Origin of the sequence: Pseudomonas sp. MRSN 12121, assembly GCF_000931465.1 — a bacterium.
GTDB lineage: Bacteria > Pseudomonadota > Gammaproteobacteria > Pseudomonadales > Pseudomonadaceae > Aquipseudomonas.
Genome location: NZ_CP010892.1, coordinates 4126535 through 4150804, shown reverse-complemented (window position 1 = coordinate 4150804; position 24270 = coordinate 4126535). Strand labels below are relative to the sequence as shown.

The window sequence follows — 24270 nt, the reverse complement described above, 5'->3', positions numbered from 1 at the left end:
CCTTTGCTGGCACCTGCCACAACTATGAGGAGACGGCGAGCATCGCGCATTGGCCGATACTCCCAGGCGGGATGGGAGTTTCGGACTAGGCGGGATAGGAGGGCGGGAGAGCGGCGCGCTGCGTTCCGCGGTGGGCCAGGCCCTGGCCGGCGGTGTATTCGGTCAGGGCCTGGTCATGGACATGGAAGAAAGCCAGCGCAGCACAGTAGCTGGCCCCCTCCATGGGGCAACGGCCGTCAGGGTTTCGGCGGTGGGGTGAAGACGCCCGGGCAATAGGCCGCCGTGCCATAGCTCTGGGTTCTCTTGACGATGTTGTTCAGGTCCGCGGTGCTGTTGAAGTCATAGGAATAGATCCCGAACTCCGGGTCGAAGAAAAACAGATTGGTGGTGTTCTTGTAGATGCCCATCGCATGGCCGCCGGCGGCCACGGAAAGGCCTTCGGCGTTGACGAAGTAGAAGTTGCCCGCCTTCATGACCTTCAGCGCGTCCACCGACGGCTGGATCGCGGCGAAGGGATCGAAGCTGGAGGTGGGCAGCAACATGGGCGGCAGCAGGATGACGAAGGTCTCGCCGTCCTCGACCAGGTCCTGCAGGGCGTCGCATTGTTCCGGGGTCAGTTTCAGCGACTGGGCCAGGCCGCTGTTGTCGATGGCCGCCAGCCATTTCATGGTGGCCGCTTCGCAGACGCCCAGGGGGTGTGTTGGGGTCCTGTTGACCCATTTGACCAAGAGTTTTTCGCTCATGACGCGCTCCTTGCGTGGTGTCTTTCCAGTTGTCCGGTTCGGTCATCCTGCCCCCATCCTCCATGGGCCAGGTGATGACTTGATGAGGTATAGAACCGGTTCCCGGCGGCGACAAGCACGGCGCCGTGCCGGCGCGATGAGCGGTGTGGGGGCGCCTCCTGGCAGCGGCTACAGGGATTGGGGTTCTCCCTCGATATTCGGGCGTGCCAGTGCTGGTGTAGCCGCTGCCGAGCCGTAGGCGAGGCTGCGATCGAGCGGAACGCTCGCGGGGATCTTGAGGGCGCTGGAGACCCTGCGGGTCTATCGCAGCCTCGCTGGCGCTCGACAGCGGCTACAGGATGGTGGTCGCCCTCGATATCGGGTGTGCCGATGCTTGTGTAGCCGCTGCCGAGCCGCAGGCGAGGCTGCGATCGAGCGGAACGCTCGCGGCGGCCTTGAAGGCGCTGGAGACCCTGCGGGTCTATCGCAGCCTCGCTGGCGCTCGACAGCGGCTACAGGATGGTGGTCGCCCTCGATATCGGGTGTGCCGATGCTTGTGTAGCCGCTGCCGAGCCGTAGGCGAGGCTGCGATCGAGCGGCACGCTCGCGGGGATCTTGAGGGCGTTGGAGACCCTGCGGGTCTATCGCAGCCTCGCTAGCTCGGCAGCGGCTACAGGATGGTGGTCGCCCTCGATAGTCGGGTGTGCCAGTGCTTGTGTAGCCGCTGCCGAGCCGCAGGCGAGGCTGCGATCGAGCGGAACGCTCGCGGCGGCCTTGAAGGCGCTGGAGACCCTGCGGGTCTATCGCAGCCTCGCTGGCGCTCGACAGCGGCTACAGGATGGTGGCCGCCCTCGATATTCGGGTGTGCCAGTGCTGGTGTAGCCGCTGCCGAGCCGCAGGCGAGGCTGCGATCGAGCGGAACGCTCGCTGCGGACTTGAGGGCGCTGGAGACCCTGCGGGTCTATCGCAGCCTCGCGGGCTCGGCAGCGGCTACAGGTTCGGGGTTGCGGAGGGGAAGACGGACCCGCCAGGGCGGCGGGTCCGGTGGGGCTCAGATGTTTAGGACTGAGATAAATACAGGGGTAGGTGTGAGGTAAACCCGAGACATTCCGGGATTTGGTGGTCCATGGTGGTACGGGAGTTGTAAATGTGTTGCAACAGGTGCAATTAGAATGGGCCCCGGTCAGTGCCTGGTGACCGGGGTGGTAGACGGGAAGATAGCGCTCTTTTCTGTCGGTGCCTACTCCTCTTCATACGATGCGAAAAGGTCGCCTTGGTCGCGAGCAATTATTGCCAGCCGCATCCTCTTAACGACCTTGTAGACGAACGCCAACGAGAGATTGTGTTTCATGGCCAGCTCCCGCTGGTTACGCCCCGTCCATTCATCAAAGATTTGCTGATGCAACTTCGAGGCTTGCAGATGAATGCCTTTCGGCATGTAGAGAACCTGCCCTCCCCAAACGTTAGCCATCAGCATAGCCACTTCATTGCCGTGAGCCTCGGCAAGTTCAGGGCTGATATCTAGGGTTTCCTTGGCAGACTGGGCCACATGGTCGGCCAGGGTCTGAAGAAGCTCACCCGGAGCGCTACAAGGCGCTTTCATACGACCTCCTTATTGGTCACCCGGTGCTGCCACTGTTTCAGGTTCTCGATCACTCGACTTGCCTGGGGGACGCTGAGCCATTGCAGCGCAGACACCTTTGTCATGCTTTTTACGAAGCTGGCCAGGGCTGCCTCGGACGGATCGCGAACCGCGCCCAGGTCATGCAGTGCCAGCCACAGCGAACGGATTTTCTTGGACTGCTCATCATTGGCTTGTGGCCGCTTACCGGCCTTGTTTGGACGAGGTTTAAAGCCCTTCTGCTTGAGCTGCTCCAAAACCCTCAGCAGGTTTGGAACGCTCAAGGCAGCGGTGGACGTCGCGCCGTCCAACCCCGTCATTCCAGCCAGCATCATGCGATACGTATCGTCATCCATCCGCAACTCTCGCCGCGCAACATGGATCATCTTGATGTAACGCAGGCGTGTCGGATCGGTAGGCGCGATACCCATGTCACTCCCCCTCGTCTGTGTCGTGATCATCAAGATCGGTGATATCTATGGGGAACTCCCGGAACGCCAAAAGAGCTACAGCAACCCCGGCTTTGAAACCCCGTAAATCGCTTTCCGGCAGGGTTTCTCCATTGACTTTGAAAATCGCGTCATCCGGTGCGTACACGACCATCTCTAGTTGCTTAATGCGATGTGCATGCCACTCCTGAATCCGTCTAAAAATCAATTCCACGTCGCCGTCATATACATCTGCGCTGATTGGTCCGGTCATTTAGCTAACCCCCTGAGTCAACCGGGCCACAGGCTGATGCCCGAGGCCGTGATGAAGTTGGGCATTCTTGCCCGCTCGATAGCCGGCATCGCTGGCCACCTCGTCGCGAGCTTTCAGCTTGTGGCGTTTCATCTTGGCCGGGCCGAGTTTCGGGTACTTCTTCGACATGTATGCCTGGATGGCCTCGGCGATGTTTTCCTCTACCCCGGCGAACTGCTCTACTTTGGTCGAAACAGCGTCGAGCCAACCATGGGCGAAGGCATCGCCCCGTGCCACCTTGGTCGAGCGCTTACAGCGTTTTTGTGTGGCCAGATAGTCACGACGTGCCTTCTGTAACTGGCGCTCCAGTACCTGGTAGGCGTAACCAGCCAGCTCAGGGGCTGCGGCGCAGCCAATGAAAATGAAGGATGCTTGTTCAAACCAAGACGTACTGATAATGAAGTGGGTACCGAACGCCTCTGCACACACACGTGCCAGGCGTACCCGCCAAGCTGGCGGATCGCTTTCGGAGCCAGCAGCCACCTTAGCCTCGCCGGCCATGCTGGCCAGTACGTCGCCCATCTCCAGGTTGTAGATCTCCATCAGCTTGTGAGCCTGACGCAAGGCGATCTCAGCCTCGTTCGGGTTGGAGCTTTTGCCCTTGGCCATCTCCAGGCATTTTTTGATCTTGTCGAGGATGCGGTTCTCTTCCATGTCACATCCCCTCCAGTTTCTGTTTCAGCGTTTCAAGTACCTCGGCAACTTCGTCTACTTGATCCGGCTCACCGTGAACTACGGCGATTACATAGCTACGGCCCGACTCAAGCTCCAGATGAACGATGTCGAAAATGCCTTTTGTGCTGGCCTCAGCATCCTCAAGCAGATCGAACAGAGTTGTCTTAGGCCATTGCATTGAAGTAAGACGCCCCATATCACACCACCGCCAGGTCAAGAGGAATGGCCCGGTACTCGTCGGTGCCATTGACCCGCTCGTAAACGCGGATGTACACGGCACTGCCAGATACCAGGATTGAGTCCTTCACAGCTTTCATCGCTGCTTTCCAGGTGTCGTCATCGATCTCCAAACGCAGCAGGTCCAGCACATCAGAGGTCTTGATCTGGCCATTGCGGTTTGGGCTGAAGGTACGGTCTACGATGGCCAGCAAATGGTTGTCCGCGCCCTTGCTCCAGGTCTTGATGCAGTCGTACACCATGACCTTGGCCACTTCCATTTCCTCGGTGAAGGTCAGCCGATCCGTGTGCGAGCGCACGACCTTGTACTTGCCGTCATAGGTGGCAATGGTCACGTTGCCTTTCTTGCCGCCCATCTGGACGCCGTAGCGTTCGCCCGCGATGCTGATCAGATCGGCGATGTCACCGAGCGATTTTTTCTTGAAGTTCTTCAGATCCAGGTGCAGCTTTTTGGCCGCTTCGGCAAGCTCGGCTGCTACCTGGTCGCGCAGCTTGTCCTGCTCGCGCACCTGGTCAACCGGCACCAGGTGGCCGATGGCGTTGCGGACAAAGCCTTCTGGAATTTTGATATCAGACATCAGCGTTCTCCTTGCCGCAGCTGGAGCCTTCGTCCAGAACCAGCATTTCATCGATAGAGATAAAACTGTTGAGCGTGCGCCCACAGGCCTTGCACTCCACCACAACGTCTATGAGTTGTTCGTCGTGAGCAGCGGATTCAGAACGAGCAAATAGCGGCCCTTTGCAAGGGCACTTGAGATCCAATTGCGTACTCATCAGTGAACCTGCCTTGCAGCGAGAGCTGCCATCTGTTGTTGGTAGTAGTCGCCGAGCCGCTGCATCTCGCTATAGATGTCGCTGTAGTTACCAGCGAGCTGCAGCTTGGCGAGTCTCACCAAAGTCGTGTTGAGGGAGTGGACCTGCTCTTTCAGTTCGATGATCTTCAGGTCTTTACCGAACAGCTCATCGTTGGCCCGTTTCAGCTCAGCCCGAACCTGTTGCTCGCTGAGAAGGTCCGGGTTGCAGAGGGTCGAACATGCGTGAACGATGACGTCATTCATGGTCCTGCTCCTTCACCAGGGAGTACCAAGCGACATCAACGCCGCGAATCTCTACGGTGTGGCAAGTGAAGCGGCCCCTAGACGTGCTGCGCATGCGCCGCAGCTCATGCCCAAACCGGCGCAAAAGCAGCTCGACGCTGGACTGTTCGATAAAGATTTTGTTGTCGATCAACACCAGGTGTTTGATCACGATGCCGGCCTGGCGGAAATCGCGGGTCAGCTCGTTGAAGGCGCACAGCTTCACGGGAAACTCTTCCGTCAAGATGCTCGGCGGCAGTGTCACTTGAACCCCGACCAGGTATAGAGCGGCCATATCACACCCCCTTCACAATGTCGGCGGTGATCATCGGCGCGCCCAGCTTGGCGGCCAGATTCATCGACGCGACTACCAGGTTGCCGATGGCCAGCGGGTACAGCGACGAAACAGTCTCGTCACGTCCACCGCGCTTGCTTGGCTGCGACAGACGTTCAGCAATCGCCTGGATACCGCTGGCGTCGATAACATCGTCGAGCGCTTTGTTCGCACGCTCGAAACGAAACTTCAGGAACTCCCCCAGGCGCTCGCCTGCAATTGGCTCCAGGTCGATCCGTTCGCAACGCTGCACCACCTCGCGCACGTCGGCGTTGCGCTCGCTGAGCTTCATCAGAAGCTCTGTCTGAGCGATCATGATGATGCTGATCAGCTTGGTGAAGCCGACTTCCAGCTCAAGGAAACGCTTGAGATGTTTGAGCGTCGAGACCGGCAGGCTGTGCGCTTCTTCGATTACCAGGCAATGGCGATACCCGGCCGCAGTGGATTCCTTCAGCGCCTTGTGCAGCTGGGCGAAACGCGCCTCGGGGCTGCTCTTCACTTTTTCCAGGGGTGCCACCGCCGCCATCATGGACTCGGCAATGTGCGTGCTTTTCAGCGGTTTGCCCTTGGCTTCGCTGTCTTCCGAGGACAGGACATAGGGCTCGATGATGATCACCGGGTCATTGTTCTCGGTGATCCGGTTCACCAGGTCACGGCGCAGCGTGCTTTTGCCTGCACCTGACTGGCCCACAACAGCGAGGAACCCGCCGTGACGCGCCGTCTGATACATGAACTCCCGCACGTAGCGGATTTCAGGGCTGAGCCACATATCTTGCGTGCATTGCAGATCACTAAAGGGATCGCGGAGCAGGCCGAAGGCTTTCCGTGTATTTGGCTGTAACGTCTGCTTTGGCAGTAACATAGGTTCGTCCTCCCCGGACGGCTCTTCATTAAGGGCCGGATCTGCCGTGTTGGCGCACGGCAGATCCACTTCTTCAAAGGCGTTGGCGATATCGGAATCGTTGGCGCCGGCTTCGGTCAGGAACACACGGATGCGTCCCTGCAGTTCGTCGCAGTCAAGGCTGCGTGGCCACTGACCATGGTTCAGCAGTTGGGCGACCGAGGCGCCGCTGAGGTTCAGCGACTCGGCCAAGGCCCTTTGAGGGCGTCCCACCCCCTGCAGAATTTGCTTCAGCTTCAACATCACTGACCTCCAGCTGCAGCCCGCACCAGGCTGAGTGGTGTACGGGTGACTTCAACGGGGCGTTTCAGCTCAGCTTCGATGTCATCGAGCTTGTCTTGGGGAACGCCCTCGGGGTATTCCCGCTGTAGCCAACCAAAGGATTCACCGGACCAGAAATTGGCCAAGCGTGGTTGAAGCAACTTCGCTGCCTCGACATGGGTCAGCAGCGCATGCTCTACGGTTGGCGCGTTGACATTGAGCGACGTACCACGACGCGGCATGTAGGCAGGCAACACGGTGTCGCTGACATGTTTGTGAGGATCGATCAGGCCACCGAACGGCACGGCCTTGGCCTTGCGTGCGGCTTCAGCGTCGGCCAGGTTGGTGGTGCCGGTGGCGATCTGTTCCAGGACTTTGCGCGAGGCCTGGGCCGGGGTTTCAGCATGACTCTTGTATTGCTCACCAATGGTGGCCGAGGTCTGCGCAAACCCGAACTGATCCATGCCGATCCGCTCGATAATGTGGTATTGCTCGCGGCCGTCTTCACCGACCAGGACAGCAATAGCGGCATCTTTGTCACGCCAGCAGTTGCGGGTGATCAGCAACTTTTCACCAACCATGACCCGTGGCACCGAGCTGACATCGAACTGATCACCACGGAACGAGATACGCAATAGGTTGCTGACCGTGCGGTACTCCGGCGTGCTGACCGCCAGATCACGGCAGACCTCAATGCTTGGTGCCAGGCGCAGCTGTTCCTGCGTGATCAACTGCCACACGCCATAACGAGTGCGCCGGGTGCGTGTGTGAATCGCGGTTGCGTTGTAATAACGCATCCACTTTCCGGCCCAGGTGTTGATTTGCTCCAGGCTGTTTGCGGCCTGGAACTTCAGTGCGCTCTCAAACTCACGCTCGACAATGTTGTGCGCTTGCTCGACCTGGCCCTTGGCTCGTGCATTGCCGACCTGGTTAATGATCAAATCGATGGACATGGCACGGCAGAGGTTACGGAACATGCCGCTGGTCATCGCCGCGCCAGGGTCGGTCATCAGCATCCAGGGCACGCCGTGGAACGGGTCCGCTTCGTGGCGTTTCTGCATTGCATTGATCAGCACGGCGCACAGGTTATCGGCCGACTCAGCACCCAACACGTACTCCAGGTACAAGGTGCCGCTGGTGTGGTCGGTGATCACATAGCGCCACAGGCGTTGGCGCTCGATCTTCTTCAGGTTGCCGGGTTTACCGTCATAGAACTCGGCCTTGTTCATAGCCCGCGCCCCGTCATCCGCCAGATAGAACTGCGTCGAGATCGACGCGTCCACCTGCCAAACGTGGTTGGGGTGGTTGCTGGCCAGCGACACGGCCGGAGCATCCTGCAGCAGCTGGTCAGGATGGAGCTTGTAGCCCTTCAGGGCACGACTGATGGCGCCGTTGCTCAGCGGTTGAAACAGTCCGGTGGCTTCATCAACTCGACCTGCCATGATCAACCCATTGCTGCGCAGACGTTCAACGGCGCGCTCAATGGTGGATAGCTGTTTGCTGTTGGCGCGGATCGATTCCAGCAACACGGCCGATATCTTCTGCGCTTCTTCCAGTGGTAGGGCACTGCACCCGGCATCACTGCGGCGTTTGCGTGGTTTGGTCACTGAGACCTCCTTCAGCTTGCGCTGTAGGGTTTGGATTGAGATACCCAAGTCGGCCGCGCCCGCCTTGTAGATAGCGGTACGTTGACCGTGCGGCGCATTGGCTGCCCGTTGGGCGATTTGGGTCAGAAGCTGGGTCTGAACCGGGTTCATGTTCAGGCCTCTTCCGCAGCCATCCAGACGGGGTCGGTATCGGCCTGGCGTGCGGGCAGATGGAATTCACTGCGAATGCTGGCGAGGACGATTTCCAACTGATGGATCAGGCCGGCCTGGAAGGTACGATGGTCTTGGCCGGCATCATTGGCGTGTTCCGCCATCTTCATGAAGCCTTCGCGCAACTTGCCCAACGAGGTCGATTCGACTTCAAACGCAAGGGCCGTCACTTCAACGCGCAGCTCCTTGATAACTACGTCCAGGGGCTGGCCCTGGATACGCTTGCGGGCGACATCGAGTTCGTCCTTGGCTTGTTGCAGATCACTGGAACGCTTCGCCAGCACTTCACCTTGTGCCTTGGCGTTTTCGCGGGAGTCACGAAGCGCGGCACGCAGCTCGCGGCTGGTCATCCGGTCTATGTCTTCCAGGGACAACCCGGCAACAGTTCCCCCCTCTGCCAGGGCTTCCAGGTCTTCGTCATCCTCGGCAATCAGCTCAAACAGCTTGGTCTTACCCAAAAGCGCCAGCGCTGGCGCTTTTGCCTCAAGTTGAGGTGACAGGTACTTGAGAGACGCCTGCATCATGCGTTGGGCTGTCCGCTCCGGCATGCCGAGCTGTTCCCGAACGATCTGTTCAAACTCGCCATACGGCTCGTTTTCCTTGAGGACAATCAGGCGCTTACCCGCTTCCAGCATTGCCTCGGCACTTTGGGCCATGTAGAAGCGGGCCTCGTTGATCAGTCGGGTACGCTCATAAGGGAGACCATCACCGAACTGGTTCATGACTACGGCGCAGTTGTCCGCCATCAGGTTCTGATTGGCCGTAAGTACTTCGCCATCCAGAGGGGTAGTTTCAACAGTGGGTGCGGGTTGGCTTTTAGTGCGTGCCATGGTGTTTCTCCTTAGTTCATCGAGCCAGCGGCGATGCGCTGATTGGTTTCCTGCATGCGCTGGGTCAAGCGCGCCATGTGTTCAGCGTGGGCCTGTGCGATTTGCAACATGCCGATTGAATGGGCGAAGCGACCGTTATCCAGCTTCACGGCCAAGCCTTCCTCTATGAGGGTCTGCATGGCGCGGCTGATATTGCTGGGGCTGTCTTTTGTCAGCTGGGTGAGTTCGGTATTGCTGAGGCCCGTGATGGTGTGGCCTTTCAGGGCTTTGAGTACGCGCAGGGTGCGAGCGGCGGCAGAAACAGGTTGAGTCATGAATGGCTCCGGTTACGCGGCTTTAGCTGCGACAGCTGGTTTTGATTTGGCGCGGGCGGGATTGGGCTTCAGCCCCAGGGCAACAGCTACGTGGTGTGCTTCGCCACGGTGGCCCTTCAGTCGTCCGCGCAAGAGGTCGACAACGGTCATGCGATCAAAGCCCAGGGCCCTAGCCCATTGAGATTTGCAAATGCCATGACTCACAAACCAGGCATTGGCGCTTGTGGGTGTTTGTGGATACGGCAGTGGCGCCGAATCAAGTGACGTTGCGGGGCCGTTCATGGCGCCTCCTGTGTGGTAAATTGCGGCTTTACTTGGTGAACTAGCGCTAATGCGCCTCCAATAGCGTTACGCGGTATTTCATGGCTACGTGAGGTTTATCGCTGTTTTCTGTGGTAGATATTGGTGCCATTTTTTGCACCTGTCAAGGATATAAAGTGCCAAAAAAAACACTTGGTGAGCGACTCAAAGAAGAACGGGAACGGCTGGGCTACACCCAGCCCGATTTTGCCGCTTTGGTCGATGCGTCTAAACGGTCACAAATTGGCTGGGAGCAAGGCCGTTCTAGCCCTGACGCGTCATCTCTTGAGAAATGGATTGAGGTCGGTCTGGATGCGCTTTACGTACTGACCGGGAATCGAGAGAAGACCCGACAAGTGCCAAATAAGGCATCTACAAGCGGCGTCGAGAGTTTCAAGCCAATCGATGTTCAGCGGCTAAATAGAATTGCCGAAATGCTTGAGGCAGCCGCTAAACAGGCAGGTAAGCGTTGGCCCGCTACACAGCTAGTTGCGAAAACAGCGGAGGTATACAATTTTCTGGCTCAAGAAAAGCAGCTTGATGATTCTCACGTAGATAGAGTTCTGAAGTTAGTGGTAAGCCACTGATGCAAGAAAGGAGTGCGTATGCGTATTGGGGATGAAGATTTGGTTCAAGCTCTTTCCGCTAGTCTGACCAAGGAAATCGGGGACCTACCTGATGACGGTAAAGATCATGAGTTGAGGATCAAAATAAGGGGTAGAGGTAACAATACCCATATAAACCTGGGGACCCAGACGTTTGAGATACGCTCAGGGAAAGAGCCTCCCCCTCTGGAGAGTGATCGCGCAAGGAGTTGTCCTCAGTGCGGAAAGTCCACTTGGCGTTATACGCAGCTATGTATGCACTGTGACTACAACTTGCATAATCATGACCAGGTTGAAGCAGACCACAGAGCAAAACAGCAAGCAGAGCAGCGCAGGAAAGAGACCAATACGTTTCTGTTGAAAACATTTATAGTCAGTGCCTCTGTTGCTATTTCAGGCTTCTCTCTCAAAGGGTACTTCCCTGACACTCTTCAGCATTGGGTGATTGGTGTTTCGGTGGTAGCTGGGCTTCTGGCATTCGTGATCCTGCAATCAGCCCGATAAATAAAGGGATCAAGAGACGCGAAGGCTTCTTCAGACTGTTAAATAGGGAAATTAACTTTGAAAACTGTATTTTTTATTCTCGCTTCACTGTGTTCCATGGCGGCAAGCGCGGAGACTATTGCGGAAAAGCTAACAACACTGAGCCTAGATAAAACGCTTAAAAGCAGCTCTCCAGAGGTGGAGCGCACCCAGGCTGCACTTACGAGAGGCCTAACCGTATGCAATGTCGAGAATGAGGAAAAACTCGCCAATATCGCCTGGTTTATTACCAAGAAAATTCGTGCTGAAGGTCGCTACGCTGAGGCTACTGATGTAATCGAAGGGGCCAATGCCGTACTTCTTGGTGCCAAGACTAAGCAGGATTGTAGTGAACTGCTGTCTCTGTATGCTGTAAATCGTATTCAAGGAAGTACACATTCGGATGCTGTTGCTGGTGCCCGGGGACTCTACCGCGCAACTGGCGTTGTTGACTAATTACATAGAGAGGTTTCTGTACTTAGCCATCTCTTTAAACTCGATTAAAAGCCTTCCTGTACCACGCCGCCGATCATGGCGGCGTGTGTATTTCTGGCGTCCGAAAAGTACGGCGCCATTACAGGAGGCGTCCGATGCGACCCGAAACCCCTCGCGGCATCCGCAATTTTAATCCCGGCAATATCCGCCACGCTAAGGGCACCCGCTGGCAAGGTATGTCGGCGAATCAGAATGACACTGCATTCGTCCAGTTCATTGGCCCCCAATGGGGCATCCGAGCCCTGGCTCGTACCCTGATCACCTACCAGGACAAGCATGGCTTGCGCACTGTCCGCGCAATTATCGGGCGCTGGGCACCACCGAACGAGAACAACACCGAGAGCTATATCCGTCAGGTTGCTGGCCGCCTTGGCGTGTCACCTGAAGAACGTATCGACGTGTACGACTACCGGACCATGCGCGCGCTCACAGAAGCGATCATTCGCCACGAAAACGGAGCGGGAGCCCTTCCCGAGGGCAACTGGTACGGCGAAGCACTGATCAATGAAGGCTTGCACCTGGCCGGCATTGTCCCCGACGCCTATCACGGGGAGCCAGCATGAAGCTGATCGACAACTGCCATTGCTGCTGGAAGCTTCACAGCGTCCAGCTGGCCATCGTCATTGCTCTGCTCGGTCTCGCCCAGGCCACCATCCTGCCGATGTGGCAAGCGCAACTGTCTTCATCGACCTATGCGGCCGTCAACAGCGGCTTGGCCGTTCTGCTGTTCATTGCTCGCCTGCGCAAACAGGGCCCTCCTGAGCAGGCCGAGCAACCAGACCAGGAGGCTTCGTCATGAGACTGAACCTCTTTGGTCGGGCCTTCGCTGCGCTGCTGGCGGGGCTCGCGGGTGTTTGTCGCTGGCCCACCCCCAGCACCGCTGCTGGCACCTGGATCAGGTCTAGCGTCATGCCCCTCTATCGCCACGGCAAGACCGGCAACCGTGCCCGTAAGTCCCGCGACCGCATGAGGCAGCGCCATGGTGCTTGAACGGTTGCCTACAGGACTCCTTGTCGCCGGCCTGGCATGCGTGATCAGCGCAGCAGCTGCCGGCTCAATCGCCTACGGCTTCGGCTTTCGGTACGCCGAAGCCCTGGGCAATTCCGACCTGCAGTCATTCAAGGCCACACAGGCAGTACAGGCCGGGGCGGCGGAAAAGGAAAACCGCCTGCAGTTGCTGCAGCAGGTCACCCGTGCCAACGAAGCCGAGGCCTTGCTGCTCACCACACTAGACCGACACGCCGAAGAGAAACGCCAGCTCCAGGAGCGAATCCCCCATGTCACGACCCAATACATTCCGGCGCCTGGCGCTGTCGCTAAGCCTATCCCTCGTTGCGTGTTCACTGCTGGTTGGTTGCGCGACTTCAACACCGCCCTCGGTGTGCCCGCCCCAGGACCGGGCACCGCTGCCACCGCAGCTGAAAAAGCGGCCTGGCCCGCCACCGGCTCTGAGGCCGAACTATTGGAAAGCGGCGTCACTCCCGCCGACATCCTTGCCCACGCCCAGGACTACGGCCTGTGGGCCCGATCCATCCTCGCCCAATTCAATGCCTTGCTTGATCTCCAGGAAAAGGACTGACGCCCTATGGATGTAGCTGAACCCGCTACAGATGACGACATCAGCGATGCGCAATTGCGCGTGCGCAACAGCGACCTGCGACGAGGCTCCGGCCGGTCGGTTTACCGCTGCGAGGAATGCGGTGATGCGATTCCTGAAGATCAACGCCAGGACAGCCCTGGTATCGAACATTGCTTTGACTGCATAGACGCCTTGGAACACTTGGCCACACGGGGTTTTGAATGAATCTGAACGAACTCAACTTCGGTTTCCAAACCGTGCAATGGCTGGTCCTGACGGTACTCGGCATTTACACCTGGATGACCAAACGCCAGACCGCCAGCGCCCAGGAACTGCTGGAGCTGCGCACGCGCATTGTCGCCCTGGAAGAACACGTCCGGCACCTGCCTGACCAGACCGCCGTCACCGATCTGCTGGGCGACATGAAAGCGGTACGGGCCGAACTGTCGGGGGTCAAGGAAGCGCTTGGCCCTTTGGCCCGTTCGCTGGACCGGATCAATGATTACTTGCTGCGAGAAAAGATATGACCCAATACGCTGCGTTTCTGCGTGAAGACTATCGCCTGGTGATCCTGCGTTTGCTGGCCGAAACGACCGGCTACCGTGCCAACAGCTCGGTGCTGACCATGGCCCTGGACAGCTTCGGGCACGCGCTCAGCCGCGACCAGGTGAAAACCGAACTGCACTGGCTGGCCGAGCAAGGCGCGGTGACTGTTTCGGATGTCGGCCCGGTGTTGGTGGCCACGCTGACCGAGCGTGGCCAGGACATTGCTGCAGGACGCGCTCGCGTCCCAGGCATCAAGCGGCCGGGGGCATAACATGGCCGGTAAATCATCCATCAATCGGTTGCCGCCGATGGTCAAGGCGTACATCCAAAAGCTACTGCGCGAAGACCGCATGACCCTGGATGACATGCTTGCCGACATCCAGTCGCGCTTTCCCAACGAGAAAGCCCCTAGCCGCAGCGCGCTGGGGCGCTTCAAGCAAGGCTTCGACCTGCTGACCGAGAAGACCCGGCAGCACCGCGAGCAGGCTGAAGCCTTCGTTGGTGCCTTTGGTGAAGACGCATCTGACAAGACCGGCGCTTTGCTGGTCGAGGCCATTTCGACCCTGGCTTACCAGGCCGCAATGGGCGCCCACGAAAAAGATGATGTCACCACCAAGGAAGTGGCCGAACTGGCGCGGGCAGCGAAGAACACCATGCAGGCTCGGACCCTGAGCATCAAAGAGCGCCAGGCTATCGAGAAGGCTGCTCAAGAGCGCCTGATACGAGAGCAACAAGGCAAGCTGGATGACTTGGGCAAGTCCGGCGCACTCACGCCTGACACCCTGCAGCGCATCCGCCAAGAGGTCTACGGGCTATGAGCAATCAACAGCCTGCGGTCCCGCTGCTCGACTATCAGAAGAAATGGTTGCTGGACCCCGCGCGGTTCAAGATCGGGATGTTCGCCCGACAGACCGGCAAGACCTTCACCAGTACCCTGGAAATCGTCGACGACTGCTTTGCAGCGGAGTCGCGTGGTAGCCGTACCCGATGGGTGATCCTGTCCCGCGGTGAGCGTCAGGCCAAAGAGGCTATGGACGAAGGCGTTAAGAAGCATTGCCGCGCTTACAACATGGCCGTGCAAGAGATTGAAGGCGAGTTCAAAACTACGTCCGGTGAGCGCTTCACCATGCTGGACGTGATCCTGCCGGGCGGGTCGAAGATCACCGCGTTGCCAGCCAACCCCGATACTGCCCGTGGCTTCAGCGCCAACGTGTTCCTGGACGAGTTTGCCTTTCACCAGGACAGCCGAAAAATCTGGACCGCCTTGTTCCCGGTGATCTCCAACGGTTGGAAGTTGCGCATCACCAGCACCCCGAACGGCAAGGGCAACAAGTTCTATGAGCTGATGACGGACAAGAAACTTGCTCAGATCTGGTCGCGTCACGCTGTAGATATTTATGCCGCCGTTGCAGATGGCCTACCACGGGACATTGAGGAGATGCGCGCCGCCCTCAATGATGAGGATGCATGGTCTCAAGAGTTTGAACTGACGTGGCTGGACGAGGCCAGCGCCTGGCTCAGCTTTGATCTGATCAACGACGTCGAGAATGACCGGGCCGGACGCCCGGAGCTGTACACCGGCGGCCCCTGTTTTGTTGGTGTCGATATCGGCATCCGCAATGACTTGTACGTGATCTGGGTATTGGAGCAAGTCGGAGACGTGTACTGGACACGGGAAATCATCACCCGCAAACGCGCCTCTTTCCAGGAGCAGGACGCGCTGCTTGATGACGTGTTCGCTCGTTACCGTGTACTGCGTTGCTGCATGGACCAAACCGGCATGGGGGAAAAGCCTGTCGAAGATGCAAAGCGCAGACATGGCTCCATGCGTGTTGAGGGTGTGATCTTCAGCACTGCTAGTAAGCTGACCATGGCCACCCGTGGCAAGGAAGTGTTCCAGGACAAGCAGATCCGTATCCCCCTGGGTGATACCGATCTGCGCAACGACCTGCACAAACTGCAGAAGGTTGCCGGTCCCACTGGTGCCCCTCGCTTTGTGGCCGAGTCCGATACCACCGGCCACGCCGACCGTGCCTGGGCGGGTTTCTTGGCCTTGAACGCGAGCGATGGCCCCAAGGGACCGGTCACTGCTAAATCTCGCCGCCCGCGTCAGGGCACCCGCATCACCCGAGGGTACGCATGAACAAGAAAGGTGTGTGGGTCAGTCCCACTGAATTCGTCAACTTTGCCGACGCCCAGCGCAGCGCTACGCTCGACCAACATGTTGCCACCCGTGGTCGTTCCAGTGCAGGCGGCTTCAGCGGCGCCAATCTGCCCAACCCTGACCCAATACTTAAGGCTCTGGGCAAGGACATCACGGTCTATCGAGACCTGCGTAGCTCGGCATTGGTTGGCGGTAACGTTCGGCGTCGCAAGGCTTCTGTGCTTTCACTGGAGCGCGGTATCAAGCGTGGCGATGCTCCCCTCAAGGTCGAGCGGTTTATCCGCGACTGGCTCACTGACCTTGACCTTGATCGCATCATTCGCGAACTGCTTGATGCGCCGCTGTTTGGTTATCAACCCGTCGAACTGATGTGGCAGCCGGTAGGCATGAACCTGGTGCCAGACGACCTGCTCGGTAAACCGGCCGAATGGTTCTTCTATGACAAAGATAATGCTCTGCGCTTTCGCTCCAAAGAAGCGGGCCAGGAGGGCGAACTGTGCGACCCTCAGCGCTTTATCGTTGCCCGGCAGGACGCCACCTACGCCAACCCTTACGGCTTTCCTGATCTCAGCATGTGCTTCTGGCCCACCACCTTCATGAAAGGTGGCCTGAAGTTCTGGGTGCAGTTCACCGAAAAATACGGCAGCCCGTGGGTCATCGGCAAACATCCACGCGGTGCCACTGACGGCGAAACCGACTTGTTGCTCGATAGCCTTGAAGCCATGGTGCAAGACGCCGTGGCAGCGATCCCTGACGACTCCAGCGTGCAGATTATCGAGGCGGCGGGCAAAGCCGGCAGCGCAGAGGTTTACCGCGAGCTGCTGGAGTACTGCAGGAGCGAAATCAACGTCGCCATGCTCGGGCAGAACCAAACCACCGAGAAGGACAGCAATCGGGCCAGTGCTGTAGCCGGCGCCGAGGTGACCAAAGACATTCGCGATGGTGACGCAGGTATTGTCGCTGCATCGTTGAATGCGTGTATTCGCCTGGTCGTAGATCTTAACTTCGGCACTGATGTTGTGGCGCCCCTGTACAAGCTGTGGGAACAGGAGGAAATCGACAAGACCCTGGCACAGCGTGACAAGGCGCTGACCGAGTCCGGCGTGAAGTTCACCAGCGCGTACTGGAAACGCACCTACAACTTGCAGGAAGGCGACCTGGACGAGACTCCGGCGCCGGCTGAATCGTCGGAGTTTGCCGAGTCGTCCCTCAAGCCGATTCTCGACCAGGTGGCGCTTGACCAGGCCATCAACAGCTTGCCCGCCGAGCTGCTGCAGGAGCAGAGCGAACAGACCGTTGCCTCTCTGATCGAGACACTGTTGCGCGCTCGCACCGACACCGAGGCGCTCGGCCTGCTGGCAGAAGCGTACCCGACGATGGATGACCAGGCGCTGCAGGAGAACCTTACGCGCCTGTTGTTCATGGCCAACATCTGGGGCCGCCTGAATGCCAATGCGGATCGGGAAGACTAATGGCCACCAAACCGAAAACCCCGAACCCGGCCGACCTCAAGGCCATCTTCGGCATGGAGCCGAAAAACGCCGTGGCCTACTTGAAGGCCAAGGGCTACGCGATCACCTGGAACTGGCAGGAAATGCTCGACCAGGCGCATGACCAGTCCTTCACCGTGGCAAAGGCCATGCGCCTCGATCTGCTGTCGGACATTCGTGGCGCCCTGGAAACCGCGCTGCTGGAAGGCCAGACACTCAAGAAGTTCATCGCCGATCTGCAGCCCGTCCTGGAGTCGCAAGGCTGGTGGGGCCAGCAAGTCATTGTCGACAGTGAAGGCGTCGGCGAGCTGGTCCAGTTGGGCAGTCCGCGCCGTCTCAAGACGATCTATCAGACCAACCTGCAGAGCGCGTACATGGCCGGCCGCAAGGCCGAGATGGAGCAGACCACCGAGACCCATCCATATTGGATGTATGTGGCCATCCTGGACGGCAAGACCCGGCCGAGTCACCGCGCCCTGCATGGCCAGGTGTTTCGCCACGATGACCCGATCTGGTCGGCGATCTTTCCACCCAACGGGTTCAACTGCCGTTGCCGTGTTGTCGCGCTGAGCGAAGCCGCGGTGAAGCGCCGAGGCCTGAAGGTCGTGTCGAGCGTTGGACGTATGTTCACCGAGACCGTGGAAACCGGCACCGACAAACGTACCGGCGAGATCCGCACCGCGCCCGTCACCGGCATTCGCACAACAGACGCCGCTGGCAAGGCCATCACCTTCCGCACCGACCCCGGATTCAACCATGCACCAGGTACTGGCCTGGCCGACATGCTTAAGCGCAAACAGGCAGCCGCCTAGGAGGTTTGAAATGTTCACCGTTGAACTTGATCACCAGCGTGTACAGGCTGCCCTGCGCAAAATTGAGTGGGCCGTGGGCGACCTTGCACCGCTAATGCGCGGCATCGCCGCCGAGCTGGCCAGCCAGACCGAGGAAAACTTCGGCGAGGAAGGCCGCCCCGAGTGGGAGGATCTGTCCGATGTCACCACAGCACGCCGTGAGAAAAACGGTAACTGGCCAGGGCAGATGCTGCAGGTCAGTTCGGCAGGCCTGGCCGCCTCGATCACCACGCAAGCAACCGACAGCTCGGCGCTGGTTGGCAGCAACAAACCCTATGCCGCCATGATGCAGTTCGGTGGCACCAAGTCGGACTTCCCCCACCTGTGGGGTGACATTCCAGGTCGCCCATATTTGCCGATGGACGCCGAGGGCAAACTGCAGCCCGAAGCAGAAGAGGCCATCCTGGATCTGGCCATGCATCACCTGGAAAAGGCCGCTCGCCTGTAAGCCCCTCAGAGGCGCCACAGGGTGCATACGGCTCCGGTTCATCGAACCGCATAGGCGAGTCACGCTGTAAACGCTTTATAAAGCCCTGCTGCCTCACTCCTATCCCACTGCGCGGGTGCCAATGGCACCCTGGCCGCATCAACACCGCCGCGACACTCTTTAAACTCGATTAAAAGTCTTCGGCCGGGCATTGGCTCAGTCTGTGTGCATCACCTTCAACTGAAGTGCACAGACTATGAAAACCATTCCTTTCTTTCGTGCCGGTAAGCATGTCGATAGCCAGGGCCGAAAAGTCGAGTTCACCGAGACAGACCTGGCGGCATCGATCAGCGGTTATGACCCAGCGCTACACCGGGCACCCCTGGTCATCGGTCACCCCAAGGACAACGGGCCGGCCTATGGCTGGGTTCGGTCCATCAGCCGCAACACCAAGGGTGAAGCAACGGCAGTACCTGAGCAGGTCCACAACGACTTCGCCGAAGGTGTTGCGGCTGGCACCTGGTATCCGCGTTCGGCTTCCTGGTACGCACCCGATGACCCGCGCAATCCGAAGCCGGGCATCTACTACCTGCGCCATATCGGTTTTCTTGGCGCCCAGCCACCCGCCATCAAGGGCCTGTCCGACATCGAGTTCGACGATGGTGATGGTGTGGTTGAAATCGAATTCGGCGACTTCGGCGACGCTGTTTCGGCCGGGATCTTTCGCCGTCTGCGTGACTGGTTCATCGACCAGTTCGGCCAGGAGACCGCTGACCGGGTTGTTCCTGGTTGGGACGTAGACAACCTGTTGGCAGAGTCCCGTCGTGAAGACGACCGCCCCTCATTTACCGAACCCGCCACACCCAGCAAACCCACCACCGAGGAACACACCGTGACCCCAACGGAACAGGCCGCCCTGGAGGCGGAGAACAAGCGCCTGAAGGCCGACCTCGCAAAGCGCGACAAGGCTGCCCTTACCGCTGCGCAAGACGCTATCCATGCATCGAACGTCGAGTACGCCGAGAAACTGGTGGCGGCAGGCATGAAGCCGGTGCACGCCCCAGCAGTAATTGCAGCACTGGACTATGCCGAGTCGAGCAAAACGCCGCTGGAGTTCGGCGAAGACGACGCCCGCGAACCGCTGATCGATGGTCTGAAGGCGATCTTCGGCGACCTGGCTGGCGGCGTCAGCTTCGCGGAGGTCGCCACCAAAGGCCGCGCAGGTAAGACCGTAACTCAACCCACCAACCCGCTGTTGGCTGACGCCGAAGCCCGCTCTCAACGATAGGAGGCCCTATGGCCACATTTACTCAACCGAAAGACCCGGGCGATTTGCTCCTGGTCGAAGTCTGCGCCGGATGGACGAAAGACAAGGTCACGCTGCTGGGCGGGACGAATTACTCATTCGGCCAGGTGCTGGCGAAAGTCTCTGGCAAGTACCAGGTGCTTGATCTCGCTGGCACCGGCACGGCCAAAAAGTCTGCGGCGATTTTGATTGAAGCCGTGGATGCAACGGACGGCGATGAGCCGGGTGTGGTGATCTCTCGCGGTGCCGTCGTCGACTCTGCCGAACTGACCTGGCCAGCCGGCATCACCGAAGCCCAGAAGGCCACCGCCCTGGATGAACTCAACACCCTGGGCATCGTTGCCCGTGCGGCCCTCTGATCAGGAGTACTCCATGAATCTGCAAGACATGTTCAGCGTTGCCAACCTCACCGCAGCCGTGAACAAACTGCCAGCGATCCCCGGCAAAGTCGGCGCTATGGGGCTGTTCGATGAAAAAGGCGTGACCAGCACCAGCGTCGTTATCGATGAGCGAGAGGGCCGCCTGGTCCTGGTGCCCAATACCTCACGCAACGATGACCCGGCCCCGATCAAGGGTGGCAAACGTAAGCGCCGTACTTTCGAAACACTGCACCTGCCGCTCAACCGGCCGATCCTGCCAAGCCAATTGCAGGGAGTTGCCGCGTTCGGCCAGGAAGACACCACCGCGCCTGTGGCGACGGTGATCAACGACAACCTGCAGGAGCTGAAAAACAGCATCGAAGCCACCCGTGAATTCCAGCGCGTGGGCGCGCTGCGCGGCAAGCTGCTGGACGCGGACGGCGAAGTCCTGACCGACCTCTTCAAAGAGTTCGAAGTCAGCCAGAAGAAAATCACGGTGGCGCTGAGCAATGCCGGCACCAACGTGCGCAAGGCCTGCCTAGACGCCAAACGCTATTCCGAATCCAAACTGGGCGGCGTAATGGTCACCGGGTTCCGTGCACTGTGCGGACCGGATTGGTTCGATGCGTTTATCGACCATGAAAAGGTCAAGGCCGCATTTGCCAACTACCAGGAGGCGCAGGATCGGCTCGGCGGCGATGTGCGCTCGGGCTTCACCTTCGGCGGCATCGAGTTCATCGAGTACGACGTCACCGTCAGCAGCCAGCGTTTCATTCCAGTTGATATCGCTCAGGTGTTTCCAGTAGCCCGTGGCGTATTCCGTATGTTCAACGCCCCGGCCAACTACAACGAAACGGTCAACACCATTGGCCAGCCGTTCTACAGCAAGGCCGAGGAACGAAAATTGGGCAAAGGCTGGGATCTGGAAGCCCAGGCGAACCCGTTGGCCATGTGCCTGTTCCCTGAAGCTCTGGTCGAGTTGAAGGCGGGCTAACCCATGCGCTACTGCACTCGCGCCGATATCGGCAACGCGATCCCGGAGATGACGCTGATTCAGCTCTCCAATGACGACCCGGCCGCCATGTCGCCCAACGAGAGCGTGATCGAGGACGGCGTGCGGCAGGCTGAAGAGCTGGTGGATGGTTATCTTCGGGGCCGCTACAACCTGCCGCTCGATCCGGTGCCGACCGTGCTGCGGGATGCGGTGGTGTATCTGGCGCGGCACTGGCTGTATCAGCGCCGGCCCGAAGGGGCATTGCCCGACGCAGTGAAGGACAGCCGCAAGGACACCATCAAGCTCCTGGAAAGCATCCGCGACGGCGTTGTCACTCTGGGCATGCCTGGCGGTCAGGCCGCGCCGGAGCCTGGTGAGATCCGCGTTCGGGCACGTCGCCAGCAGTTTGGCGGCGATCTCTGGGAGCGTTACTGATGATCCAACCCAAAACCCAAACCGAGCAGCTCCTGGAAGCAATGCAGAAGCGCCTGCAGGAGACCTTCGGCCAGATGCTGATGGTCGAGCTGTTTCCTGAAGACCCTGCACGTTACCGCCTAAACCACCCACGAGGCGCGCTCTTGCTGGCCTACGGCAAATCGACCTTCGGTGGGTCCGAGGCCGGTGACTCGATGTTTCAGGCTCGCAACATCGTCATCAGGGTGACCCTGGTGTTCCGTCAGCTCAATGGCAAAGACGGAGCGGTCAGCTACCTCGACCATATCCGCGATTGCCTGACCGGCTGGTTTGCACCGCATTGCGACCAGGCCTGCCGTCCAGTTGCAGAGCTGTTCATTGGCCAGGTGTCGGGCCTCTGGCAATACGGCCAGGACTTCTCCCTGCGTGCTACTCAGCTGCAGGTTATGGGCCCTAAAGATGGGCCACCGCTCAGACAAGTTCGTTTCGAGGAAGAGCAATGAAACTTACCCGCTACATCTATAACGGCCCGCAGAGCGGCGCCACCCTGCGGGTAGGCGATGCCCGCGAATTGCTGGATGTGCAACTGCAGCCGGGGAAACCCGTCGAGTTGCCAGCCGACCACGAGTACACCCTGGTGTTGCTGGAACTCAAGCACCTGGTTCTCGCACCACCTGAAGCGAAACCTGCAGGTAAGACTGCAGCTGCGCTTCAGAAACCTGGACAGGAGTAAGCCCAATGCCAGCTAACTTTTTGCACGGTTTTGAAACCATTGAAGTCGAGCGCGGCCCTCGGCCCATTCGTGTGGTCAAGTCGGCTGTGATTGCTCTGGTCGGGACAGCGCCCATCGGGCCAGTCAACGAGCTGACGCAATCGCTCAATGAAGTAGATGCGGCTCAGTTCGGCACGCACCTCACCGGCTTCAGCATTCCTGAAGCTCTGGAAGGTATCTACGACTTCGGCACCGGTACGGTGCTGGTAGTCAACGTGCTCGATCCGGCAGTTCACCGCACCAACGTCGTAGGCCAGGAAAGGCAGTTCGGTGATAACGAGCTGCTGCAGCTGGAGCACGGTGGGCTGCAACAACTGACCGTCAAGTCGGTGGATGGCGCCACCACCTACGATCTGGGCACCGACTACACGGCAGACATGTTGATCGGTCGAGTGAAACGCTTGGCGACCGGGAGTATTCCCGCCAATGCTCAGGTGAAGGCGGACTACACCCACGCTGACCCGAGCAAAGTCACCCCGGCCGATATCATCGGCGGTATCACCGTCGCTGGTCGGCGTACTGGCTTGAAGGCCTTTCAGGACAGTTACAACTTGCTCGGGTACTTCCCGAAAATCTTCATTGCGCCGGGCTTCAGCACCCTGAATTCGGTCAGCGTCGAACTGATCATTTCGGCCGTGCAGGTCAGCGCGTTCACATACATCGATGCGCCTATCGGGACCACGGTGCAACAAGTGATTGCGGGGCGCGGCCCGGCCGGAACTATCAACTTCAACACCAGCAGCGACCGTGTGCGCCTGTGCTATCCGCATGTCAAGGTGTACGACGCAGCAACCGATGGCACTCGCCTGCAGCCGCTGTCGATCCGCGCAGCAGGCCTACGGGCGAAGATCGATAACGACAAGGGGTACTGGTGGAGTAGTTCCAACCAGGAACTGGTTGGCGTCATCGGCCTGGAGCGACCATTGACGGCCCGGATCGATGACCCAAACAGTGAGGTCAATCTGCTCAACGAAAACGGCATCACCACCGTCTTCAACTCCTTCGGCACCGGCTTTCGTCTGTGGGGTAACCGTTCCGCCGCCTGGCCTACAGTGACCCACACGCGCAACTTTGAAAACGTGCGGCGTACCAAGGACGTGGTGGACGAGTCGATCCGTTACAGCGCGCTGCAGTTCAATGACCAGCCTGTTACTGACTCGCTGATCGACAGCATCACCGAAAGCGTCAACCTGTATATCCGCAAGTTGGTTGGCGACGAGGCGTTGCTCGGTGGTGAGTGCTGGTATGACCCTGCGCGCAATCCGCAAACCGAGCTGGAGTTGGGGCACGTCTTGTTCAGCTACAAGCTGGGTGTTCCCGTGCCGCTTGAACGCGGCACCTTCGAAACTGAAATCACCGGGGAATACCTGGTCAACCTGGGAGCCGCATAAATGGCCGGTTTTAGCGCACACCGTATTTCCAACGCCGCTATCTACCTCGACGGTGCCAGCTTCTTTGGCAAGTCCGAAGAGATCGATCTGGGCTCGATCAAGACCGTGACCAGCGACTTTCAGGGGCTGGGCATGGTTGGCCTGATCGAATTGCCGGATGGCATTGATAAGCTGGAAGGCAAGATCACCTGGAACAGCCTGTACTTTGAAGCAGCGAAGAAGCTGGTCACCCCATTCAAGAGCATCCAGCTTCAATGCCGCTCCAACGTCCAGGTGTTCAACAACGGCGGCCTGATCGATGAGATCCCACTGGTCACGATGATGACCATCACCGGCAAGGAGTACCAGTTGGGCAGCCATAAACCCCGCGACCCGACCAAGTATGAAACACCGTTCTCGGCGACCTACGTGCGCCAGGTACTCAACGGTGAAGAAGTGGTGTTGCTGGACTACCTGTCCAACATCTTCCGGGTCGGTGGTGAAGACCAGTTGTCCAAGTACCGGAAGAATATCGGTCAGGCCTAAG

General features: G+C 58.9%; 37 protein-coding genes. 22 read left to right on the top strand and 15 right to left on the bottom strand.

Features of this window, described 5'->3' with window-relative positions:
• Positions 1-236: 236 nt before the first annotated feature.
• From TO66_RS18935 to TO66_RS32725, 15 genes are all read right to left on the bottom strand, one after another.
• Positions 237-743, bottom strand: coding sequence for a hypothetical protein (locus tag TO66_RS18935; protein ID WP_044463705.1), 507 nt, complete (start codon positions 741-743; stop codon positions 237-239).
• A gap of 1219 nt (positions 744-1962) precedes the next feature.
• The gene (locus TO66_RS18930; protein ID WP_044463704.1) at positions 1963-2325 is read right to left on the bottom strand and encodes a Mor transcription activator family protein; all 363 of its coding nucleotides are present in this window, start codon (positions 2323-2325) and stop codon (positions 1963-1965) included.
• The gene (locus TO66_RS18925) at positions 2322-2774 is read right to left on the bottom strand and encodes a gp16 family protein (protein WP_044463703.1); all 453 of its coding nucleotides are present in this window, start codon (positions 2772-2774) and stop codon (positions 2322-2324) included. The genes TO66_RS18930 and TO66_RS18925 overlap by 4 nt, the downstream gene beginning before the upstream one ends.
• A gap of 1 nt (position 2775) precedes the next feature.
• Positions 2776-3045 (bottom strand): hypothetical protein, encoded by a 270-nt coding sequence (locus tag TO66_RS18920; protein ID WP_044463702.1) that lies wholly within the window; start codon positions 3043-3045, stop codon positions 2776-2778.
• Complete coding sequence (locus TO66_RS18915; RefSeq protein ID WP_044463701.1) at positions 3046-3738, bottom strand: DUF2786 domain-containing protein; 693 nt, start codon at positions 3736-3738, stop codon at positions 3046-3048.
• A gap of 1 nt (position 3739) precedes the next feature.
• Positions 3740-3955, bottom strand: a complete 216-nt coding sequence (locus TO66_RS32730; RefSeq protein WP_082061116.1) for a hypothetical protein — start codon at positions 3953-3955, stop codon at positions 3740-3742.
• A 1-nt stretch (position 3956) separates the two neighbouring features.
• Positions 3957-4574 (bottom strand): DUF3164 family protein, encoded by a 618-nt coding sequence (locus TO66_RS18905; RefSeq protein WP_044463699.1) that lies wholly within the window; start codon positions 4572-4574, stop codon positions 3957-3959.
• The gene (locus TO66_RS18900) at positions 4567-4770 is read right to left on the bottom strand and encodes a hypothetical protein (RefSeq protein ID WP_044463698.1); all 204 of its coding nucleotides are present in this window, start codon (positions 4768-4770) and stop codon (positions 4567-4569) included. Before TO66_RS18900 ends, TO66_RS18905 begins: the two co-directional genes overlap by 8 nt.
• Entirely contained in the window at positions 4770-5054 is a 285-nt protein-coding gene (locus TO66_RS18895) for a hypothetical protein (RefSeq protein WP_044463697.1), read from the bottom strand. Before TO66_RS18895 ends, TO66_RS18900 begins: the two co-directional genes overlap by 1 nt.
• Complete coding sequence (locus tag TO66_RS18890) at positions 5047-5367, bottom strand: hypothetical protein (protein ID WP_044463696.1); 321 nt, start codon at positions 5365-5367, stop codon at positions 5047-5049. Before TO66_RS18890 ends, TO66_RS18895 begins: the two co-directional genes overlap by 8 nt.
• 1 nt (position 5368) lies before the next feature.
• Complete coding sequence (locus tag TO66_RS18885) at positions 5369-6550, bottom strand: ExeA family protein (protein ID WP_044463695.1); 1182 nt, start codon at positions 6548-6550, stop codon at positions 5369-5371.
• Complete coding sequence (locus TO66_RS18880) at positions 6550-8325, bottom strand: DDE-type integrase/transposase/recombinase (RefSeq protein WP_044463694.1); 1776 nt, start codon at positions 8323-8325, stop codon at positions 6550-6552. Before TO66_RS18880 ends, TO66_RS18885 begins: the two co-directional genes overlap by 1 nt.
• 2 nt (positions 8326-8327) lie before the next feature.
• Positions 8328-9215 carry a DUF3102 domain-containing protein gene (locus tag TO66_RS18875; RefSeq protein WP_044463280.1) on the bottom strand — a complete coding sequence of 296 codons (888 nt, stop codon included), beginning with the start codon at positions 9213-9215 and terminating at the stop codon, positions 8328-8330.
• A gap of 11 nt (positions 9216-9226) precedes the next feature.
• Positions 9227-9529, bottom strand: a complete 303-nt coding sequence (locus TO66_RS18870; protein ID WP_044463693.1) for a helix-turn-helix domain-containing protein — start codon at positions 9527-9529, stop codon at positions 9227-9229.
• A 12-nt stretch (positions 9530-9541) separates the two neighbouring features.
• Positions 9542-9811, bottom strand: a complete 270-nt coding sequence (locus TO66_RS32725) for a DNA-binding protein (RefSeq protein ID WP_082061102.1) — start codon at positions 9809-9811, stop codon at positions 9542-9544.
• A gap of 155 nt (positions 9812-9966) precedes the next feature.
• On the opposite strand from TO66_RS32725, the gene TO66_RS33435 reads away from it, so the two are divergent.
• The 22 genes from TO66_RS33435 (at position 9967) to TO66_RS18765 (ending at position 24269) form a co-directional block, all read left to right on the top strand.
• On the top strand, positions 9967-10416 hold the full coding sequence (locus tag TO66_RS33435) for a helix-turn-helix domain-containing protein (RefSeq protein ID WP_156162085.1): 450 nt from the start codon (positions 9967-9969) through the stop codon (positions 10414-10416).
• Positions 10417-10434: 18 nt separating this feature from the next.
• Positions 10435-10938 (top strand): hypothetical protein, encoded by a 504-nt coding sequence (locus tag TO66_RS33430; protein ID WP_156162084.1) that lies wholly within the window; start codon positions 10435-10437, stop codon positions 10936-10938.
• Between the two features lie 57 nt (positions 10939-10995).
• Entirely contained in the window at positions 10996-11412 is a 417-nt protein-coding gene (locus TO66_RS33425) for a hypothetical protein (RefSeq protein WP_156162083.1), read from the top strand.
• A 134-nt stretch (positions 11413-11546) separates the two neighbouring features.
• Positions 11547-12014: a structural protein gene (locus tag TO66_RS18855; protein WP_044463691.1), complete on the top strand. Its 468-nt coding sequence runs from the start codon at positions 11547-11549 to the stop codon at positions 12012-12014.
• Positions 12011-12250 (top strand): hypothetical protein, encoded by a 240-nt coding sequence (locus TO66_RS18850; RefSeq protein WP_044463690.1) that lies wholly within the window; start codon positions 12011-12013, stop codon positions 12248-12250. The genes TO66_RS18855 and TO66_RS18850 overlap by 4 nt, the downstream gene beginning before the upstream one ends.
• Positions 12251-12430: 180 nt before the next feature.
• On the top strand, positions 12431-13030 hold the full coding sequence (locus tag TO66_RS18840; protein WP_037006088.1) for a hypothetical protein: 600 nt from the start codon (positions 12431-12433) through the stop codon (positions 13028-13030).
• A 6-nt stretch (positions 13031-13036) separates the two neighbouring features.
• The gene (locus TO66_RS32720; protein WP_082061115.1) at positions 13037-13255 is read left to right on the top strand and encodes a TraR/DksA C4-type zinc finger protein; all 219 of its coding nucleotides are present in this window, start codon (positions 13037-13039) and stop codon (positions 13253-13255) included.
• Positions 13252-13557, top strand: a complete 306-nt coding sequence (locus tag TO66_RS18835; protein WP_044463688.1) for a DUF2730 family protein — start codon at positions 13252-13254, stop codon at positions 13555-13557. The genes TO66_RS32720 and TO66_RS18835 overlap by 4 nt, the downstream gene beginning before the upstream one ends.
• Complete coding sequence (locus TO66_RS18830) at positions 13554-13847, top strand: hypothetical protein (RefSeq protein WP_044463687.1); 294 nt, start codon at positions 13554-13556, stop codon at positions 13845-13847. Before TO66_RS18835 ends, TO66_RS18830 begins: the two co-directional genes overlap by 4 nt.
• Before the next feature lies 1 nt (position 13848).
• Positions 13849-14394 (top strand): phage protein Gp27 family protein, encoded by a 546-nt coding sequence (locus TO66_RS18825; RefSeq protein ID WP_041986511.1) that lies wholly within the window; start codon positions 13849-13851, stop codon positions 14392-14394.
• Entirely contained in the window at positions 14391-15719 is a 1329-nt protein-coding gene (locus TO66_RS18820) for a terminase large subunit domain-containing protein (protein WP_044463686.1), read from the top strand. The genes TO66_RS18825 and TO66_RS18820 overlap by 4 nt, the downstream gene beginning before the upstream one ends.
• Positions 15716-17212, top strand: a complete 1497-nt coding sequence (locus TO66_RS18815) for a DUF935 family protein (protein WP_044463685.1) — start codon at positions 15716-15718, stop codon at positions 17210-17212. The genes TO66_RS18820 and TO66_RS18815 overlap by 4 nt, the downstream gene beginning before the upstream one ends.
• Positions 17212-18042 carry a phage minor head protein gene (locus tag TO66_RS18810; RefSeq protein ID WP_044463684.1) on the top strand — a complete coding sequence of 277 codons (831 nt, stop codon included), beginning with the start codon at positions 17212-17214 and terminating at the stop codon, positions 18040-18042. Before TO66_RS18815 ends, TO66_RS18810 begins: the two co-directional genes overlap by 1 nt.
• A gap of 10 nt (positions 18043-18052) precedes the next feature.
• A complete protein-coding gene (locus tag TO66_RS18805) occupies positions 18053-18529 on the top strand; it encodes a phage virion morphogenesis protein (protein WP_044463291.1) in 477 nt (158 codons plus the stop codon).
• A gap of 235 nt (positions 18530-18764) precedes the next feature.
• Positions 18765-19796 (top strand): hypothetical protein, encoded by a 1032-nt coding sequence (locus TO66_RS18800; RefSeq protein WP_044463683.1) that lies wholly within the window; start codon positions 18765-18767, stop codon positions 19794-19796.
• 8 nt (positions 19797-19804) lie between these two features.
• Positions 19805-20173, top strand: a complete 369-nt coding sequence (locus TO66_RS18795) for a head decoration protein (protein ID WP_044463682.1) — start codon at positions 19805-19807, stop codon at positions 20171-20173.
• A 13-nt stretch (positions 20174-20186) separates the two neighbouring features.
• Positions 20187-21167, top strand: a complete 981-nt coding sequence (locus TO66_RS18790; protein WP_044463681.1) for a major capsid protein — start codon at positions 20187-20189, stop codon at positions 21165-21167.
• A gap of 3 nt (positions 21168-21170) precedes the next feature.
• Positions 21171-21602, top strand: a complete 432-nt coding sequence (locus TO66_RS18785; protein WP_044463680.1) for a gp436 family protein — start codon at positions 21171-21173, stop codon at positions 21600-21602.
• Positions 21602-22084, top strand: coding sequence for a Gp37 family protein (locus TO66_RS18780; protein WP_044463679.1), 483 nt, complete (start codon positions 21602-21604; stop codon positions 22082-22084). The genes TO66_RS18785 and TO66_RS18780 overlap by 1 nt, the downstream gene beginning before the upstream one ends.
• Positions 22081-22314: a hypothetical protein gene (locus TO66_RS18775; RefSeq protein ID WP_038632485.1), complete on the top strand. Its 234-nt coding sequence runs from the start codon at positions 22081-22083 to the stop codon at positions 22312-22314. Before TO66_RS18780 ends, TO66_RS18775 begins: the two co-directional genes overlap by 4 nt.
• Positions 22315-22319: 5 nt before the next feature.
• A complete protein-coding gene (locus TO66_RS18770) occupies positions 22320-23744 on the top strand; it encodes a phage tail sheath subtilisin-like domain-containing protein (RefSeq protein WP_044463678.1) in 1425 nt (474 codons plus the stop codon).
• Positions 23745-24269: a phage major tail tube protein gene (locus TO66_RS18765; protein WP_044463677.1), complete on the top strand. Its 525-nt coding sequence runs from the start codon at positions 23745-23747 to the stop codon at positions 24267-24269.
• Position 24270 lies beyond the last annotated feature (1 nt).